Annotated in this window: 18 protein-coding genes and 2 tRNA genes; 9 read left to right on the top strand and 11 right to left on the bottom strand. The window is 46.2% G+C overall.

Annotated features, from left to right (window positions below):
* Positions 1 to 6: 6 nt before the first annotated feature.
* The 7 genes from ABD943_RS09000 to hemA form a co-directional block, all read right to left on the bottom strand.
* Positions 7 to 612 carry a Maf family protein gene (locus ABD943_RS09000; RefSeq protein WP_345292857.1) on the bottom strand — a complete coding sequence of 202 codons (606 nt, stop codon included), beginning with the start codon at positions 610 to 612 and terminating at the stop codon, positions 7 to 9.
* Between the two features lie 2 nt (positions 613 to 614).
* Positions 615 to 1,103, bottom strand: a complete 489-nt coding sequence (mreD, locus tag ABD943_RS08995; RefSeq protein ID WP_345292856.1) for a rod shape-determining protein MreD — start codon at positions 1,101 to 1,103, stop codon at positions 615 to 617.
* Positions 1,093 to 1,980 carry a rod shape-determining protein MreC gene (gene mreC, locus ABD943_RS08990; RefSeq protein ID WP_345293367.1) on the bottom strand — a complete coding sequence of 296 codons (888 nt, stop codon included), beginning with the start codon at positions 1,978 to 1,980 and terminating at the stop codon, positions 1,093 to 1,095. The genes mreD and mreC overlap by 11 nt, the downstream gene beginning before the upstream one ends.
* A gap of 148 nt (positions 1,981 to 2,128) precedes the next feature.
* Positions 2,129 to 3,172 carry a rod shape-determining protein gene (locus ABD943_RS08985; protein ID WP_345292855.1) on the bottom strand — a complete coding sequence of 348 codons (1,044 nt, stop codon included), beginning with the start codon at positions 3,170 to 3,172 and terminating at the stop codon, positions 2,129 to 2,131.
* Between the two features lie 231 nt (positions 3,173 to 3,403).
* A complete protein-coding gene (gene prmC, locus ABD943_RS08980) occupies positions 3,404 to 4,249 on the bottom strand; it encodes a peptide chain release factor N(5)-glutamine methyltransferase (RefSeq protein WP_345292854.1) in 846 nt (281 codons plus the stop codon).
* A gap of 41 nt (positions 4,250 to 4,290) precedes the next feature.
* The gene (gene prfA, locus ABD943_RS08975) at positions 4,291 to 5,382 is read right to left on the bottom strand and encodes a peptide chain release factor 1 (protein ID WP_345293366.1); all 1,092 of its coding nucleotides are present in this window, start codon (positions 5,380 to 5,382) and stop codon (positions 4,291 to 4,293) included.
* A 65-nt stretch (positions 5,383 to 5,447) separates the two neighbouring features.
* Complete coding sequence (gene hemA / locus ABD943_RS08970) at positions 5,448 to 6,716, bottom strand: glutamyl-tRNA reductase (RefSeq protein WP_345292853.1); 1,269 nt, start codon at positions 6,714 to 6,716, stop codon at positions 5,448 to 5,450.
* Between the two features lie 265 nt (positions 6,717 to 6,981).
* Here hemA and ABD943_RS08965 point away from each other — a divergent pair, with 265 nt between their 5' ends.
* The 9 genes from ABD943_RS08965 (at position 6,982) to ABD943_RS08925 (ending at position 14,639) form a co-directional block, all read left to right on the top strand.
* Complete coding sequence (locus ABD943_RS08965) at positions 6,982 to 8,958, top strand: tetratricopeptide repeat protein (protein ID WP_345292852.1); 1,977 nt, start codon at positions 6,982 to 6,984, stop codon at positions 8,956 to 8,958.
* 94 nt (positions 8,959 to 9,052) lie between these two features.
* A complete protein-coding gene (gene lolB, locus ABD943_RS08960; protein ID WP_345292851.1) occupies positions 9,053 to 9,712 on the top strand; it encodes a lipoprotein insertase outer membrane protein LolB in 660 nt (219 codons plus the stop codon).
* A 3-nt stretch (positions 9,713 to 9,715) separates the two neighbouring features.
* Positions 9,716 to 10,588, top strand: coding sequence for a 4-(cytidine 5'-diphospho)-2-C-methyl-D-erythritol kinase (ispE, locus tag ABD943_RS08955; RefSeq protein WP_345292850.1), 873 nt, complete (start codon positions 9,716 to 9,718; stop codon positions 10,586 to 10,588).
* 13 nt (positions 10,589 to 10,601) lie between these two features.
* Positions 10,602 to 10,676, top strand: a tRNA-Gln gene (locus ABD943_RS08950).
* Between the two features lie 65 nt (positions 10,677 to 10,741).
* Positions 10,742 to 11,689, top strand: a complete 948-nt coding sequence (locus ABD943_RS08945; RefSeq protein WP_345292849.1) for a ribose-phosphate pyrophosphokinase — start codon at positions 10,742 to 10,744, stop codon at positions 11,687 to 11,689.
* Positions 11,690 to 11,940: 251 nt separating this feature from the next.
* Positions 11,941 to 12,630 carry a 50S ribosomal protein L25/general stress protein Ctc gene (locus tag ABD943_RS08940; RefSeq protein WP_345292848.1) on the top strand — a complete coding sequence of 230 codons (690 nt, stop codon included), beginning with the start codon at positions 11,941 to 11,943 and terminating at the stop codon, positions 12,628 to 12,630.
* A 48-nt stretch (positions 12,631 to 12,678) separates the two neighbouring features.
* Entirely contained in the window at positions 12,679 to 13,272 is a 594-nt protein-coding gene (gene pth / locus ABD943_RS08935) for an aminoacyl-tRNA hydrolase (RefSeq protein ID WP_345292847.1), read from the top strand.
* Between the two features lie 26 nt (positions 13,273 to 13,298).
* Positions 13,299 to 14,390, top strand: a complete 1,092-nt coding sequence (gene ychF / locus ABD943_RS08930) for a redox-regulated ATPase YchF (RefSeq protein ID WP_345292846.1) — start codon at positions 13,299 to 13,301, stop codon at positions 14,388 to 14,390.
* A gap of 172 nt (positions 14,391 to 14,562) precedes the next feature.
* Positions 14,563 to 14,639, top strand: a tRNA-Met gene (locus ABD943_RS08925).
* 193 nt (positions 14,640 to 14,832) lie between these two features.
* On the opposite strand, the gene ABD943_RS08920 is transcribed toward ABD943_RS08925, so the two are convergent.
* From ABD943_RS08920 to dbpA, 4 genes are all read right to left on the bottom strand, one after another.
* Positions 14,833 to 15,414 (bottom strand): hypothetical protein, encoded by a 582-nt coding sequence (locus ABD943_RS08920; protein WP_345292845.1) that lies wholly within the window; start codon positions 15,412 to 15,414, stop codon positions 14,833 to 14,835.
* Between the two features lie 237 nt (positions 15,415 to 15,651).
* On the bottom strand, positions 15,652 to 15,945 hold the full coding sequence (locus tag ABD943_RS08915) for a HigA family addiction module antitoxin (protein ID WP_345292844.1): 294 nt from the start codon (positions 15,943 to 15,945) through the stop codon (positions 15,652 to 15,654).
* 57 nt (positions 15,946 to 16,002) lie between these two features.
* Positions 16,003 to 16,284 (bottom strand): type II toxin-antitoxin system RelE/ParE family toxin, encoded by a 282-nt coding sequence (locus ABD943_RS08910; RefSeq protein ID WP_345292843.1) that lies wholly within the window; start codon positions 16,282 to 16,284, stop codon positions 16,003 to 16,005.
* A 135-nt stretch (positions 16,285 to 16,419) separates the two neighbouring features.
* Entirely contained in the window at positions 16,420 to 17,802 is a 1,383-nt protein-coding gene (gene dbpA / locus ABD943_RS08905; protein ID WP_345292842.1) for an ATP-dependent RNA helicase DbpA, read from the bottom strand.
* Positions 17,803 to 17,854 lie beyond the last annotated feature (52 nt).

The following is a 17,854-nucleotide window of genomic DNA, read 5'->3' as shown; positions in this document are numbered from 1 at the left end:
AATAGATTAACCCAGTCTGCTTAACGCAAACTGAACTTTTGCCTGTTCTAACAGCTGGCGTGTTTGATAAACGGGCAAGCCCACAACATTTGTGTAACTTCCAGAAATCGATTCAATCAGGCTACCACCAAGCCCCTGAATCGCATAGCCACCTGCTTTCCCCAGCGGTTCTTGTGTCTGGCAATAAGCTTCAATGGTTTGCTGCTTCAAAGGCGCGAACGTAACCTCGGTTTCTACCGTCGTTTGCAGTGGCTCTTCACCAACCATCAACACAACACTCGACAACACTTTATGCTTCTGACCACTCAATCGTAATAATAGCTGTGCAGCGTGTTCTATATCCCGTGGTTTGCCTAAAGGTTCACCACCATGAACCACCGTTGTATCGGCACTTAGGATGGGGAAATCAGGAGTGTCCGTCATGCTCTCACGTGCTGATTGCGCTTTGCCTAAAGCCACCCGTTCAACATATTGTAACGGCGTCTCTTTTGTTAATGGCGTTTCATCAAAATCATTCTCGATCTGGATGAACGAGACTCCCAACTGAGTCAGCAATTCTTGCCGACGTGGAGAGCCCGAAGCCAAGTAAATTTTTGAGTAACCTTGTTCCATTCTTATGCCACCTTAAAGTAACGACGGATGTCACGCAGCAAAATGAAAAGCCATGGCCACAACAAAGCATTAATCCCTGCTGAGAGCCAATAGTCGAATGAGCTTTCAGGGCTACCAGTAATGCGGGATAGCCACAACACGAGTGCCAGATACAATAAACTCAAGCCACCCATGGTTAACGCTTGTTTCCAGATCGGATACAAACGAATTCTTAAATAACTTAATTGCAGAATGAAGGCCACAATACAAAAAGTAAAGCTGTGTAAGCCCAAAGTGCTGCCCAATAAGCCATCGAAAATAAGCCCCCAAACAAACGCCCAAAGCAACCCAATACGATGGGGTAGCGCTACCACCCAGTAAGAGAAGACCAAAAAGACCCAGTCAGGACGATAAGGCTGCCACGACTCTGGCAAAGGAATGACACTCAAAATCAGTGCGATCAGTAGCGATAAAATAATTACCCAAGAGCCACGTTTTTGTTTATTCTGCATCTGGGCTTACCTCTGACTTATCATCTTCTTGAAGCGCTTCATCATCAAAACTGCTGCTAGGATCATGGTATGGCCATAGCAATAACACGTGATTCGCTCGATTAATATTTGCTGTGGGTTCCGCTAGAATTTCAGCGTAAGGCTGTGCAGGCTGACGCACCACAGAAATAACTTTAGCGACAGGGTAGCCATCAGGAAATTTCTGTCCTAAGCCAGAACTGAGTAGCAAGTCCCCTTCTTCGATATCGATCGTGTTTGGTAAGTGTCTCAAGTAAAGTACCTGTCCATTACCTTGAGCAATTGCTCGAACCCCATTGCGATCGACTCGAACGGGGATCGCATGTTTTTGATCATTCAATAAAATCATGCGCGAAGTTGAAGTCGACACTTCAACAATCTGGCCCATAATACCTTCAGCGTCGACCACTGGCTGACCCACAAACACACCATCGAGACTGCCTTTATTCAGTAATAACTCATTAGCGAATAAGCTACTGTCGATATTCAATACTTCGGCAATCACTCGCTTTCCGCGTAAAGTGCGTGACGATCCTAACAAAGAACGTAAACGAGCATTTTCTGACTCAAGACCAATCAACCGCTGGTTCTGAGCTTTCAAAATTAACAGCTCGTCTTTCAATCGACGGTTCTCACCCAGTAAATCATTACGGCTAACAATGTTACTATCGGCCCAAGCCGCAACTTCGTTGGGCAAGTTGGCTAAAAAATAGATGGGGGCTAACACGGTAGATACCCCTTTACGGGCGCTACTTAGATAGTCATAGCGATAGTCCAGCACCATCAAAATTGCCGCTAAAATCAGGCTGAACACCAGCTGCAAAACCAATGATGGGCCTCGAGTGAATAGATTTTTAATGGCCTACTCCTCCCGCAAGAGTAAATTCTTATAGTTAGTCCACATAGATAGACTTTAGTTTAGCAATTTTTATGGTATAGATACAAAAATCGGGCAATCTAAGTGCCCGATTTTAATGGACTTTTTTCAAAGTCTTTAATGTGACCGATTAATCGTCAGAGAATAAGTCGCCACCATGCTCGTCGATGGTCTCTAATACTTTACCGCCACCGCGTGCCACACACGTTAGAGGGTCTTCAGCCACAATTACTGGCAAGCCAGTTTCTTCCATCAATAAACGGTCGATATCACGAATCAAAGCACCACCGCCCGTTAAAACCATACCGCGCTCCGAAATGTCTGCCGCCAACTCTGGTGGAGACTGTTCAAGCACCGTTTTAACCGCACGAACAATGCCGTGTAATGGATTTTGTAGCGCTTCAAGAATTTCGTTACTGTTAATGGTAAAGCTTCTTGGAATACCTTCAGCCAAGTTACGACCACGTACGTCAAGCTCACGAACTTCAGTACCAGGGTAAGCCGTACCGATCTCGTGCTTAATACGCTCAGCCGTAGCTTCACCAATAATAGTGCCATAATTGCGACGAATGTATTCGATAATCGCTTCATCAAAACGGTCACCGCCGATGCGCACAGAGTCTGAATAGACCACACCATTCAATGACAAGATGGCGATTTCCGTCGTACCACCACCAATATCCACAACCATTGAACCGCGCGCTTCGTTGACTGGCAAGCCAGCACCCACCGCGGCCGCAACCGGTTCTTCAATCAAGTAGACATCACGCGCACCAGCACCGAGCGCTGATTCTTTAATCGCACGACGCTCGACCTGAGTTGAGCCACAAGGAACACAAACCAACACTCGTGGGCTTGGGCGGAAAAACGTGTTGTCGTGAACTTTACGAATAAAATGCTGAAGCATTTTCTCGGTCACTTCAAAATCAGCGATCACGCCATCTTTCAAAGGACGAATCGCAACGATATTACCCGGCGTACGACCTAGCATTCGTTTCGCAGCTTCACCAACTGCAGCTATGGACTTAGCACCACCAGAGCGATCTTGTCGAATCGCTACCACAGAAGGTTCATCAAGAACGATTCCTTGGTCACGAACATAAATCAAAGTATTTGCCGTACCCAAGTCAATTGATAGGTCGGTAGAAAAAAGGCCACGTAATTTATTAAACATCGGAGGAGGTTTCCCGCTTAAAACTTGTTTTACTCAAATTCGTTAAAATAATTGTCATTAAAAAGGGCTTAAAACCAATAGCGACAAGGCTTGTGAGAATATTCTCAATCGCGTTACTCTAACAATACTCGTCAAGCTCGGCAAGCTTAAAAGCCTACCATACAAGATTATTTTCACAGATTGGCTAATCTGTGCGGTTTTTGTCGTTGAGCGCTTTAGAAAAGACCCTTTTTACCGCTTAAAGTTCAGCTTTTGTCCATAAGTCACTCGATCAAGTCCAGCGTAATCCGCTTCAGTTTCGACGCATGCAAAACCTTGGGTTTGAAGAATGTGTCGCACAACGCCACCTTGATTATAACCATGCTCAAGCATCAACCAGCCACCAGCTTTTAAATGCAGCATGGCTTGCTCTGTAATTTCTTTGATATCGGACAGCCCGTCATCATCCGCCACTAACGCCGATATTGGCTCATAGGTCAGATCCTTCAAATGCGGATCGTTGGGTTCAATATACGGCGGATTGCTGACAATGAGATCAAAGCCCTCCCCTGTCCAGTTTCTGAGCCAGTGCCCTTTGCGACAAGTGACGTTCTCCAACTGCAGTTGCTGGCGGTTATGCTCAGCAACAGCCAAAGCTTCATCACTCACATCCATCGCCCAAACCTGACATTGAGGACGCTCTGAGGCAATGGCGAGCGCAATGGCACCAGTGCCAGTGCCGAGATCGACAATGTTCAACGGTTGATCATGCGGCGCTTTACTCAGCACAGACTCAACCAAGTGCTCGGTTTCCGGTCTTGGGATTAAGGTCGCTGGGGTGACTTTTAAACTCAGCGTCCAAAAGTCTTGTCGCCCCACGATATAGGCCACGGGCTCGCCTTGCTGGCGACGGCCAATATACGCTTTAAACTGGGCTAGCTGCTGCTCTGAGATAGGTTTATCTGACCAGGTCTTAAGCCAGGTTCTGGATTGCTCCAATGTTTCAGCGAGAAGTACTTCCGCATCCAACTTGGCGTTATCGGTATTAGCCAGCTCTAAAACGGCCCACTGCAACACCTCTTGAACCGTTTTAGTCATGATGCATTAGCGCTCTAAGTTGAAACGAGTGGCTGCCAAAGTTAATCAGCTTGGCCGGATAACGCCGCTAACTGATCCGCCTGATGCTCTTGAACTAATGGCTCAAGGATTTGATCGATATCCCCTTCCATAATTTCGTCCAACTTATACAGCGTCAGGTTAATGCGATGATCCGTCATGCGTCCCTGAGGATAATTGTAAGTACGGATTCGATCTGAGCGATCGCCCGTCCCCACTAAGTTACGACGTATTTCCGTCTGCTCTGACTGGTGTTTCGCTTCTTCAGCCGCCTGCAAACGAGACTGTAATACTGACATCGCTTTCGCGCGGTTTTTGTGTTGCGAACGCTCGTCCTGACACTCGACTACAACGCCTGTTGGCAAGTGAGTAATACGGATCGCTGAGTCAGTTTTATTAACGTGCTGACCACCCGCGCCCGACGCTCGGAAAGTATCGACTTTCAGATCCGCAGGATTAATATCAATCGCGTCAATCTCGTCAGCTTCTGGCATCACCGCCACAGTACAAGCCGACGTATGAATACGCCCTTGAGACTCAGTTTCAGGTACACGCTGCACGCGATGCGCGCCGGATTCAAACTTCAAGTGCGAATAAACCGCATCACCAACGATACGCAAAATAATTTCTTTATAGCCACCGTGTTCACCTTGGCTCTCGCTGATCACTTCAACCTGCCAGCGTTTCTTCTCCGCATACTTGCTGTACATACGGAATAAATCACCCGCGAAAATAGCGGCCTCATCACCGCCCGTACCCGCACGAATTTCTAAGAAGGTGTTTTTGTCATCGTTCGGATCACGCGGCAACAGTAACTTCTGTAAATCGACTTCAAGCTGTTCGATGGTCGCTTTTGATGCTTTAAACTCTTCTTGCGCCATTTCGCGCATGTCAGGATCATCGTCCTTTAACATCTCCTCGGCGTTCCCAAGGTTCTCTACCGCTTCTTGATACTCCTGGAACGTTTTGACCACTTCCTCAAGCTGCGAATACTCTTTCGACAGATCGCGAAATTTATTTTGATCAGAAATAATCTCTGGGTCACCGAGTAATGCTTCTAACTCTTCATGGCGATCAACCAGAACTTCTAATTTTTGACTGACAGAATCCTGCAACATGCTATTTCTTTGTTCCTATCGGTATAATTCTTTATAAAACAATGGTTAAAGTAACGTTGTACTTAATCATCTGAGTTTTTGTCAAGCTGAAACAGTTGACGAGTAATGTCATGACGATCCAGTTCGTCGTCATCTTCTCTGAGCCAAACCATCGGCTGATGTAAAAACTTTTTGGTTAAACGGTGAGAAAAATGCTCTAACGCCGCTTCAATGTCATTACCATTCTTCAGCTGTGCTTTGGCACGATCCAATTCCGTCTGGGCAATTTCCGCGAAGACTTGATGCAATTCGCGTACCGTATCATGTTTTTGACGACCGGCGTGCCACTTTTCAAAGTCGCCCGCAAATTCATCCAGTATGACCAAAGCCTCTTCAGCGGCTTCTTGGCGCGCCTGTAAATTTTCTTGAATCACGCCTTCCAAATCATCAACGCTATAAAGGTAGACATCGTCGAGTTTCGCCACCGAGCTTTCAATATCGCGCGGTACCGCTAAATCCACCATGAACATACTTTTGCGACGACGCGCCTGAATCGCAGTTTCGACCATGCCTTTACCAATAATCGGTAACATACTTCCGGTCGAGCTGATCACAATATCGGCTTGAGCTAAATAATGCGGAATAGCATCCAAGCCAACGGCCTTGCCGTTAAATTGATCCGCTAATTTATGCGCGTTAGCCAAGGTCCGATTCGCCATCACCATCTTCTGCACGCCGCTTTGCTCTAAATGACGCGCGGCCAACTCAATGGTTTCACCGGCGCCGACAAATAACACCGTCAGCTTAGAGAAATCGGCAAAGATATGTTTAGCCAAGGTCACAGCTGCATACGCCACCGAAACAGGGTTAGAGCCTATGTCAGTTTCATGGCGCACTCGCTTAGCCGCGGCGAAGGTTTTCTGGAACAAACGTTCCATCACCTGCTCAACCGTCCCGGCTCGCTTCGCTTTTTGATAACAGGCTTTTAACTGACCTAATATCTGCGGCTCTCCTAGCACCATTGAATCCAAGCCACTAGCGACCTTCATCAAGTGCTTAACCGCTTCTACGCCTTTGTAATAGTAAATTGACGCTTCTAAGTCATCATCCAGCTCTTTTTTTGCTTTGAGCCACGTCAATAACTGCGCTTTGATTTGCTCATGCTCTTGAGATTCATTCGATAAGTAGAACTCGACCCGATTACAAGTCGACAATAGAGCAACCTCAGATCCTTGCGTCTGTGCTTTTACTTCAGCCATAATTTCGCCGAGTTCATGATCAGCAAAGGCCACCGTCTCACGAACGGCAAGCGGTGCGGTTTTATGGTTAATTCCTAAAACAATCAAAGACATAGGTCAGAACTAGCTATCAAAAAGGTCACTCACAAAAGACACGACATAGCTCAGGCATGTAGCGCAGGCATGTAATTGGCGCGAATTATAACACCGCTTCATTGTGTCCGCTAATTTTAAAAAATCGTCAAAACTACATTTTGACACTGTTTTCGCCCAATATTCCTGATAATCTGTTTTCATTAGCGACTCCCTCACACTTTGCCGAGTGCTTTCTGTGGAGTACTTTCACAAAACCTTTATAGGAATCTTTTATACTATACGGATGAAAAGTTATTCTTTGGCCAAAACCCTATTGGTTTCAAGTTGCTGCCTTGCCCTGGTTGCCTGTTCGACCACGCAGCCTAAAACGATTGAAGCCGCCACCGAATCCAGCGTCAATCAGTCGCAGGAGCATCCTTCTGTGGCCAACTTATCAGCCGAAGAACGCAGCCAACTTTACTTTAGTATCATGCTTGCGGATATCGCCAACAAGCAAAAGTTATACGATGTTGCTCAGAGCAACTACTTTTATGCCGCCGAGCAAACTGGCAGCAAAGAACTCTCCTCACGCGCCGCCATGGTCGCGCTGATTGAGCGAGATTACAGCAATGCGATTGAGGCCACACAACTTTGGATCAAGTCAGCGCCCGATGACAAAAATGCCTATAAAACAGGGTTAATCGCCAGCTTGGCCCAAGGTCAGCAAGAAAGCGCCAATCGTTACTTATCACAGCTGCTCCCGCTGTTACCGGATAATGCGGATGAAAAGCTGTACGAACTATTACGAATGGCCAGTTTTCAGGAAGATGCGGACTTTATCGAGTTTTTTGACCGCAACAACCAACCTTTAAGCTCACCTTATACCGCTACAGCCGAGGCCTACTTGCGCCTTAAATCCAGCGTTCCATTAAAGCAATCGGAGCGGATTCATCAACTGTTAGATTACGCACTTGAAAAACGTCCGAATTTTCTATCAGCGATTGAGCTAAAAGGTGAAGCTTTCGCCCTGAACTCAAACGAAGCACGACGCGAATACTTGAGTAACGCTCTAAAAAGCAACAGTTTAACCATTGACCAAACCTATAAGATTGGCGAGCTGTTGTACACACAACGCAACTTTGGTGACGCCTTAAAAGCATTTGATAGAGTGTTGGATAAGCGCCCCAGTGATAAGCAAACTCAGTTTTTAGAAGCCAGCAGCCACTATGCGTTAGAACATTATGCACAAGCCAGCGAGCTATTCTGGAAGCTGGCCCAAGGCGATTACAAAAAAGACATTGCCAGTTATTACTGCGCTGATTCAGCTGCACGGATCGACGATTTAGTGAAAGCCTACAGCTGCTATGAAATGGTTCCATCGGGTCGTTATTACATGACCGCTCGCACCGAACTGGCGCAACTTTACGCCGAGAACGACCTCATAAAACAGGCTATTACGAGCCTACGCCAAGCTCAGCGTGAAGTTGGACTCGACGATAGGCAACGTCTGCTTGAGTTTGAAATTAACCTTTTAACTCAAGCTGGTGACTATGAGCAGGCAGAACGCCGTATCACATCAGCACTACAGGTCAGCCCCAATAAGCCGTTCCTTTATTACCTCAAGTTACAGCTGCTTAACCAGACGCAATCCGTCACCGAGTTTGTGGCTTCGGTCAAATCCTTACAGCAGGTAACGAACGAGCAACAGCTCAAAAACGATATTTTGTTGATGGCAACGAACTTCTTGCAAGGAAGGAACAGCTATTTATTGGCTTACCAGTTGCTGGACGATGCCGTGGCCGATGACCCGGATAATGTTGAGCTACTCTATGGCAAGGCCATCGCTGCCGAACCTCTGGAATACTACAGCTCGATGGAGCGTGACTTACGACAAGTGCTGAAACTCGACCCTGATCACTATCATGCTAAAAATTCCTTAGGGTATACGCTAGCCGACCTTAACCGTTCGCTTGATGAAGCTAAGTCGTTGATTGAAAGTGCCTACGAGCATCAGCCTGATAATGTCGCCATCCAAGACTCGATGGGCTGGGTTCATTACCGATTAGGGAATTACCAGCAAGCCTTAAAATACTTAGAAATGGCTTACAAGCAAGACGAAAGCCCTGAAATCGCTTCACACCTGGGTGAGGTCCTCTGGACCATGGATTTGCACCAGCGCGCTATCGACGTTTGGCAAAAAGCCTTGCGAATGGCACCCAATAACCAGTATATTTTGCGCACACTCAGACGTTTTCCTGAAGCAAACCTTCTAGGCAACTAGAACGAGTACTGAAAGCCGGTATTCATTCTTAATGCTGAAAAAGCACCGTTTCAGCTACACTAACCCCAGTGATTAATACTTTATGCCGATAACAATGATAAAAAACCTCGTTATAACCGCCTCATTGATTCTTTTTTTAGCGGCTTGTGAAACAACGCCGGTTAAGCAAGAAACCACCGTTTGGGACGATCCCTTGTGGCAAAAGCATTACAAGCGCTTGAAAACCTTTGAAACGTATCAATTGAAGGGGCGTATCGGCATTACCCACCCAGAAGATAGCTTTTCTTCCAACTTTATATGGCAGCAACAAGAACCGAACCGTTTTACTTTCCGCATGTACGGCGCTTTTGGCCAAACCTACATGATTCTAAAGGTGCAGCCGAACCTCAGCACACTAGACACTGCTGATGACGAACACTATCAAGGCTACGATGCACGCGAATTACTTTATGGCGTTTCTGGCTGGAATATTCCAGTCTCGCTGATGCAAGACTGGATCAAAGGCTTACCCACCGGCATCAACAAAAGCGACTTACTGATTAACGCAGACGGTACTTTACAACAAATTAAGTACCTCGATTACGTGGTCAGTTTTGTACGTTACCAAGATGCTGAATTACCTATAGCTGGTAACGGAACCGACGGTGACAAAACCATCAACCTAAAAATGCCAGACAAAATACGCATCGTCCAAGGGCCTAACAAAATTGCCTTATCGATTCGCTCGTGGGAAATAGCTGTCAGCGGAGACTAACCAATGACCTTTTCGCATGAAGCGGGTTATACCAACGAACATAGTTACTCCTATTGGCCAGCTCCAGCCAAGCTGAATCTAGAACTGCGTATCTTAGGCCGCCGTGATGATGGCTACCATGAATTGCAAACCTTATTCCAACTGCTGGATTGTGGTGATGAAATTTGGATCAAGCCAAACCTCACCGGCCACATCACGCTCCAGTCAGAATACGACGAAGTACCGAGTGACGACAACCTCATCGTAAAAGCAGCCCGCGCGTTATCCGACTATAAAGAGGCGCAGCAAGGCGCAGACATCGTGCTCAATAAAAACCTTCCGTCAGGCGCAGGTCTTGGCGGCGGCAGTTCGGATGCCGCGACAACCTTGGTCGCGCTTAACCATTTATGGGATTTGCAGCTTTCTAATTCGCAGCTGTGTGACATTGGCAAAAATCTAGGGGCAGATGTACCGGTTTTCGTCAAAGGAAAAACTGCGTGGGCGGAAGGGATTGGTGAAATTTTAACCGAGACCCAAATGCCCCCAAAGTGGTATTTAATTGTCTATCCTGATGTAAAAATAAACACTTCGGAAATTTTTTCGCATCCAGCGTTGACAAGAGACAATAAACCGATTAAATTACGCGCCACTCGCACAGAGGCAAGTTTAGAACTTGGTTACAACGCCTTTGAGCCTCTTGTCGCAGAGCTTTATCCAGAAGTCCGGGAAGCCCTTGAGTTTCTTAGTAAATTTGGAAAAGCAACGCTGACAGGAACTGGTAGTTGTGTGTTCTTAACCTTTGACAATGAGCGAGAAGTCCGTAAAATAGCGGCACTGTGCAAGCAGCGCTGGCTAACCTTAACAGCACGAGGTATTAACACTTCGCCGCTCGTTTAAGGTGCTACATTGCAGGGGTATCGCCAAGCGGTAAGGCAGCGGCTTTTGATGCCGCCATTCGTTGGTTCAAATCCAGCTACCCCTGCCATTTTTCTTTACGTTTAAACATCAACTCTCTGCTTGTGAATTTGGGGCAAAACACAGGGCTTTCCGATGTCAGATTTAATGCTTTTCAGTGGTAACGCCACTCCTGATCTCGCTCAACGTATTTCCACTTACTTAAAAGTTCCTCTTGGTAAAATCAACACGTCTAGCTTTAGCGATGGCGAATGTAATGTTGAAATCCTTGAGAATGTTCGTGGTAAAGACGTTTTCATTATTCAATCAACCTGTGCGCCTACGAATGACAACTTGATGGAGTTGATCATTATGGCTGACGCGTTAAAGCGTGCTTCTGCCAAGCGTATTACAGCCGTTGTTCCTTATTTTGGTTATGCACGTCAAGATCGCCGAGTTCGCTCAGCGCGTGTACCGATTAGTGCTAAAGTTGTTGCTGACATGATCAGCGGCGTTGGCTTTGATCGCGTACTGACAGTTGACTTACACGCTGACCAAATCCAGGGTTTCTTCAACATTCCAGTAGATAACGTTTACGCCACACCAGTGCTTCTCGACCATATCGCTTCTCAGTCGGGTAAAAACCTGATGGTTGTTTCTCCTGACGTTGGCGGTGTTGTTCGTGCTCGCGCTATTGCGAAACGTTTAGATGATGCCGACCTATCGATTATCGATAAACGTCGTCCACGCGCGAACGAAGTTGGCGTGATGAACATCATCGGTGATGTTGCTGGTCGTGACTGTGTTATCGTTGATGACATGGTTGATACCGCCGGTACGCTTTGCCAAGCGGCGAAAGCCTTGAAAGACAACGGCGCCAACAGCGTATCCGCATACGCAACGCACCCAGTCCTTTCAGGTAAAGCGATTGATAACCTGAACAACTCAGCACTAGACGCACTCGTCATCACCAACACCATCCCGTTGAGCGATGATGCGAAAACCTGTGATCGTATTGAAGTGCTTGATTTAGCACCATTGCTTGGTGAGTCGATTCGCCGTGTAAACACCGAAGAGTCGATTTCAACAATGTTCTTGGACTAAGTTTTTAGACTAGGGCTGCGACACTCCCCCCTACTGCTCGAACACCTAAAATCCCGCGCCTTGCCGCGGGATTTTTGTATCTGACGTCGTTTGATGAAAAAAATACGCCAAAATCCCCAAAAACCTTGAATTTATCAAGATTTAGGCTGGCTTATTGCTTTTGGATCACGGTATAATTCGCGTCCGATTTTTCGGGTTGAGCCTGGTCGCAAGGCTTAACCTTTTACTTACTCAACTTGTGGAGAAACACAATGAGCGAATTTAATTTAAAAGCTGAATCACGCAGCGATATAGGGAAAGGTGCGAGCCGCCGCCTACGTCGCCTTGCGGACAAAATCCCTGCCATCGTATATGGCGGTAAAGAAGACGCTAAGTCGATCACTCTTGACCATGACGAAATCAACAACATGTTGGATGATGAAGCAGCATACTCTTCAATCATCAACTTGGACATTGATGGTGAAACTGAAGAAGTTCTTATCAAAGACCTTCAGCGCCACCCGTTCAAATTGAAGCTTCTTCACGTTGACTTCAAGCGCATCGTTCGTGGTGAGAACATGGAAGCTAACGTTCCATTACACTTCATCAACGAAGAGAAAGCACCTGGTAAGAAAGATGGTGGCGTAATGTCTCACCAATTAACAACGGTTGAGATCTCATGTCGTCCACGTAACTTACCTGAGTACATCGAAGTTGACCTAGGTGAGATGAACATTGGTGATTCTATCCACTTAAGCGAAATCACATTACCAGAAGGCGTTGAGCTAGTTGCCTTCATGCACGGTGATGTTGAAGAAAACGACCTAACTGTTGCTAACATGGTACCGCCAGCGGTTGAAGAAGTTGAAGAAGACGCTGACGAAGTTGATGAAACTGAAGTTCCAGCTAGCGAGCAGAAAGATGATGAAGGCGGCGACGCTGAGGAAAAGAACGAAGAGTAACTCTTCGTTCACCCTGTCTTGCCTTCGTTAGACCTTGGAATCAATCCTGTGTCTAGCATCAAGTTAATTGTGGGCCTGGCCAATCCAGGCTCACAATATCAAGATACCCGTCATAACGCTGGTGCCTGGTATGTCGAAGAACTGGCACGCGCGTATAACATCCCCTTCAAAGTCGAAAGTAAGTTCCATGGCCTATTCGCCAAAGGCTTAATTGGCTCTGAAGAGATCAAATTATTAATCCCCTCCACCTTTATGAATCTAAGTGGCAAAGCCATTCAGGCCGTCGCTAACTTTTATAAAATTAACCCCGAAGAAATCCTCGTCGCTCACGACGAACTGGATATCGATCCGGGTACGCTAAAGCTCAAAAAAGGTGGCGGACACGGCGGTCACAACGGTTTACGTGACACCGTCAGTAAATTAGGTAACAACAAAGACTTCATGCGCTTGCGCGTTGGCATCGGCCATCCAGGACATAAAAGCCAAGTCACGGGATACGTGCTTGGAAAACCGAGTCCTGATGATCGTAACGCCATCAACCTCGCCATCGATGAAGCCGTACGCGAAACCCCAACGCTTTTAAATGGCGACTGGGACAAAGCCGTACATCGACTACACAGCGTAAAAGCAGGCGCTGAATAACCCAATCAATCGTAGAGAGAAGTAACATGGCACTAAATTGTGGAATCGTGGGCTTGCCCAATGTTGGAAAATCAACACTCTTCAATGCACTGACTGACGCAGGCATCGACGCTGCCAACTACCCTTTCTGTACTATTGAACCGAATACTGGCGTGGTGCCAATTCCTGACCCGCGTTTAGACGCTATTTCAGCAATTGCTAAGCCACAGAAGATCTTGCCGGCCACGATGGAATTCGTAGACATCGCAGGCCTAGTGGCAGGCGCCTCGAAAGGCGAAGGCTTAGGTAACAAGTTCCTCGCCAACATCCGCGAAACTCACGCTATCGCCCACGTGGTTCGCTGCTTCACCAACGACGACGTCGTACACGTAGATGGTAAAGTTGATCCACTGGCTGACATCGACACCATTAACACCGAATTAGCACTAGCGGATTTAGAAGCGGTAGAAAAGCGCATGATTAAAACGGCGAAAGTCGCTAAAAGCGGCGACAAAGACGCTAAAATCGAATTAGAGCTGTTAGAGAAAGCCAAAGCCTGCTTAGACGAAGGCAACGCCCTTCGTAGCATGGACCTGGACAAAGACGAGCGCAAACTGATGCGCAAGTTTCAGCTGATCACGATTAAGCCAACTATGTACATCGCCAACGTCAGCGAAGATGGTTTTGAAGACAACCCTCTCTTAGACCAAGTTCGCGAGTTCGCAGCCTCAGAAAACGCCGAAGTGGTGCCTATCTGCGCCTCTATCGAATCTGAAATCGCTGCGCTGGATGATGAAGACAAAATCGACTTCCTAGCCGACTTAGGCCAAGAAGAGCCAGGTTTAAACCGCGTAATCCGCGCTGGTTACAACTTACTAGAACTACAGACCTACTTCACTGCTGGCGAAAAAGAAGTTCGCGCATGGCAAGTTAAAGTCGGCGCCACAGCCCCACAAGCTGCTGGCGTGATACACACAGACTTCGAAAAAGGCTTTATCCGCGCCGAAGTCGTCGCTTATGACGACTACATCGCTGGAAACGGCGAAGCAGGCGCCAAAGAAGCCGGAAAATGGCGCCTAGAAGGCAAAGACTACATCGTCAAAGACGGCGACGTCATGCACTTCCGATTCAACGTATAACCGATTACAAAAAAGGCGTATATTTTAAAATAGCACGTCATTACCCGGCTGGACCGGGTAATCTCGGCTCATAAAGATCGGACTTCCGATTAAAGAAAAAAATCTGATTGTTTTATCGTTTTAGGCTTGACATAAAGCCCCGAAATCACGAAAATACGCGCCACTGAATTAAGGCTATGTAGCTCAGCTGGTTAGAGCACAGCATTCATAATGCTGGGGTCGGTGGTTCAAGTCCACCCATAGCTACCATATTAAAAAAGGCTTACAGAGCAATCTGTAAGCCTTTTTTATTTATGAAGTTTTCTGTAAGTCCACCCTAAGTCCACGAGCAAAGGGCTTTAACAAAACCATACTGATACTTTACTTATAACTGTCCTACCAAATCAGTATATTAGGCTTCATTTTCTTACAAAATAACCTCCTCAGTGACAGCGGTCTAGCATTACTTCTTTATACAGTCCACAAGCATATTATTTATTGTTATTAGTTCTTTAACTATAGTCACAGAACTAATAAGTGTGGATACCGTCTCAATCATAAGCTCCTCTTTTCCCTTTCTCTGCTGAACAATATAACTCGGTGCGTCAAACTTGATTTCAAGAGGTGTTATTTCCTCCGCATCAAAGGGGAGATTAATGTAATTAAGCATTTCAAACACTTCTGAGCAGTTTGTACTATCAAACTCAAATTTTTCCACTTCAACTAGCTTAGCTGCTTCAACGAACATCAATTTTGGCGAAGTATTGAGAATATCATAAAACTGCTCCTTAATTGGCTTTCCTAGAGAATGTAAAGCATCTATTTTTTTATCCTTAAAGTTATATAAATACAGCTTTGTTTCTGAATTTTTCGTTCCAGTCTGTAAAAAATATAAGTCGTGGTTACTGCTTGAGTTTAAGTCAAAGTATCTATAATAAGCTTCGGTATAAATACGGCTCTGCATCATCAGATTTTCGGGTGATTGTTCCCCTCTAGAATGATGCATTACTGAGACTAGTAACGTTATCAACACTATGTATTTCATAAAGTTTAATCCTCAATAGTTCTATAGAGTTGATGGAGACAGACACATTTATTTAAACTTTCCTTTCTCTAAACTTTTTTTGCCTCTCATTTTACCGCCGTTAAGAAGTTGTAATGCGGCGTCGAGGATGTCGGTTTTGACGGCGACGTAGGCTCAGCTGTTGGCGATTTGGATTTTGCCAACGTTGCTGCCTTCGATGCGATAATTGCTGGTCAATGTAAATATAGCTTTATATTTTCAAGCTAAAGCTTCCAGCCTTTCGACTTCAGGAATGTCGCCTTTCTGTTCCTCTTCCCAAATATTCAAAGCATTTTGCATATTTAGCCAAGAAGCCACACTTGTTTCGGTAAAAATAGCTAAGCGATGAGCTAAGTCAGGTGTGCAAGGAACTCGCTCATTAACAAAGTTGGATAAGTGCTTTCTTGTTATGCCTAACATAGTAGCAGCTTTTGAAATTGACATCCCAATCGGCTCAAGCACATCCAGTTTGAACGCTAAGCCCGGGTGTGTGGGTTTACGCAATCTTCTCATAACTTCTCCATTCAAAGCGTTATTAACGCTTAAGGCCAGTGGCCTGCTATCATCTATTTAGTGGTAGTCTTCATAATCAACTACAACGGCATCATCATCATCGAACTCAAATGTAACACGCCAGTTACCGTTTACCTTAACTGCCCACCGCCCTTGTTGCTTAGGCTCTAGCTTGTGCAGTGCGTAACCAGGCAACCTCATATCCTCTGGCTCTTTTGACGAATCAAGTCTATCCAAAATTCGCTCAAGCTTATTATGATGATCTGCCCTAATTCCCTTTGTCTCTCCCTCATAGAAGAACTTTTCTAATTTTTTATTTCTAAAACTTTTTATCGCCACGCAGACTCCTTTCCCAACACTCCATCAACCTATTGTAACCAACCTGGTTACACTTTTCAAATTAATTACCGCTACAGTGTTGTAGCAACGCTTATCTCTTATTTCCATATTAATCGAGCTAAGGATAATAACCGCTTAAATCTTTCGTGCTCTGAACTTTTTGCCTTTCATTTTGCCGCCGTTGAGGAGTTGTAGTGCGGCGTCGAGGATGTCGTTTTTAACGGCGACGTAGGCCCAGCTGTTTGCGATTTGGATTTTGCCGACGTCGTTGCCTTCGATACGGTAGTCTGCTGTGAGTGCGCCTAGAATATCGCCGGGACGGAGTTTTTGCTTTTTGCCGCCGTCGATTTGGATGGTGGACATTGGGGCTTTGTAGGTTGGTTGGTTTAATAACTTGGTGTCGGGTAAGCCGAATGTTTCTAATTCTTGTCCTAGGTATTCGCCAAGGCGTTTTAGTTTATGCTTTTCTTTATTGATGACAATTGAGCAGGCGTGGCCTTTGTTGCCTGCGCGGCCGGTACGCCCGATGCGGTGCACGTGGACTTCGGGATCGCTGGCGATATGGTAGTTAATCACTAAGTCGAGTGAGTCGATATCTAACCCGCGAGCCGCAACGTCGGTGGCGACCATAATCGAGACGCTGTTGTTGGTGAAGCGTACGAGTGCTTGGTCACGTTCTTTCTGGTCAAGATCGCCATGCAACGCTAGGACGCTAAAGCCGCTACTTTTTAAATACTGAGTTAAATCTTTAACGTGACGCTTGGTATTACAAAAGACCACTGTAGAGTCTGGGCGGAACTGTAGTAACAGTAATCTCACCGCAACATCACGCTCTCCTTCATCACTGATACGGTAAAAGTCTTGCTCAATGCTGGGGTTGCTTTGCTGATCATCCGCTTTAACTGACACGGCTTCGACCATGACGTGATCAGCGATGGCTTGGATCTCTTTAGGGTAAGTGGCGCTGAATAGTAGCGTTTGTCGTGCGCGTGGGATTTCAGCGACGATGGCTTCCATCGCGTCTTCAAAGCCCATGTCTAACATTCTGTCCGCTTCGTCTAAAACTAATGTTGAGACTGAATCAAGGTCTAAGGTTTGCTTCTCTAAATGGTCCAAAATTCGGCCTGGCGTGCCGACAACAATATGGGCACCAAACTTTAACGAATCAGCCTGTGGCCTTAGCGGCGTACCACCACATAAGGTTAGTACCTTAATATTAGGAATGGGTCGCGCTAGACGACGAATTTCTTCCGCCACCTGCTCCGCCAGTTCACGCGTCGGACACATCACCACCGATTGCACCGAGAAATTTTTTGGCTCTAATTTTTGTAGAATGCCTAACCCAAACACCGCGGTTTTACCCGAGCCAGTTTTCGCCTGCGCGATGACATCTTTACCGTCTAGTACGTGTGGTAACGCTTGCTCTTGGATTGGGGTCATGCCCTCAAATCCTAACTCGGCTAGATTAGCGATTAGCTCTTGTTGAAGCTTTAACGTTGTAAAAGCGGCATGGCTCATTGTTATGTCCCGTGTGAGGTCGTTATGATGAAGTGTAGCAAGCTTGGTGTGC

The sequence above is a fragment of the Kangiella marina genome, from assembly GCF_039541235.1.
GTDB lineage: Bacteria > Pseudomonadota > Gammaproteobacteria > Enterobacterales > Kangiellaceae > Kangiella > Kangiella marina.
The sequence above is the reverse complement of the archived record's forward strand: the minus strand, read 5'-3'. Positions and strand labels throughout refer to the sequence as shown.

Coding starts and splice junctions, on each gene's coding strand:
- ABD943_RS09000 (WP_345292857.1), bottom strand. CDS start 612: ATGGAACAAGGTTACTCAAAAATTTACTTGGCTTCGGGCTCTCCACGT.
- mreD (WP_345292856.1), bottom strand. CDS start 1,103: ATGCAGAATAAACAAAAACGTGGCTCTTGGGTAATTATTTTATCGCTA.
- ABD943_RS08985 (WP_345292855.1), bottom strand. CDS start 3,172: ATGTTTAATAAATTACGTGGCCTTTTTTCTACCGACCTATCAATTGAC.
- prmC (WP_345292854.1), bottom strand. CDS start 4,249: ATGACTAAAACGGTTCAAGAGGTGTTGCAGTGGGCCGTTTTAGAGCTG.
- hemA (WP_345292853.1), bottom strand. CDS start 6,716: ATGTCTTTGATTGTTTTAGGAATTAACCATAAAACCGCACCGCTTGCC.
- ABD943_RS08965 (WP_345292852.1), top strand. CDS start 6,982: ATGAAAAGTTATTCTTTGGCCAAAACCCTATTGGTTTCAAGTTGCTGC.
- lolB (WP_345292851.1), top strand. CDS start 9,053: ATGATAAAAAACCTCGTTATAACCGCCTCATTGATTCTTTTTTTAGCG.
- ispE (WP_345292850.1), top strand. CDS start 9,716: ATGACCTTTTCGCATGAAGCGGGTTATACCAACGAACATAGTTACTCC.
- ABD943_RS08945 (WP_345292849.1), top strand. CDS start 10,742: ATGTCAGATTTAATGCTTTTCAGTGGTAACGCCACTCCTGATCTCGCT.
- ABD943_RS08940 (WP_345292848.1), top strand. CDS start 11,941: ATGAGCGAATTTAATTTAAAAGCTGAATCACGCAGCGATATAGGGAAA.
- ychF (WP_345292846.1), top strand. CDS start 13,299: ATGGCACTAAATTGTGGAATCGTGGGCTTGCCCAATGTTGGAAAATCA.
- ABD943_RS08920 (WP_345292845.1), bottom strand. CDS start 15,414: ATGAAATACATAGTGTTGATAACGTTACTAGTCTCAGTAATGCATCAT.
- ABD943_RS08915 (WP_345292844.1), bottom strand. CDS start 15,945: ATGAGAAGATTGCGTAAACCCACACACCCGGGCTTAGCGTTCAAACTG.
- dbpA (WP_345292842.1), bottom strand. CDS start 17,802: ATGAGCCATGCCGCTTTTACAACGTTAAAGCTTCAACAAGAGCTAATC.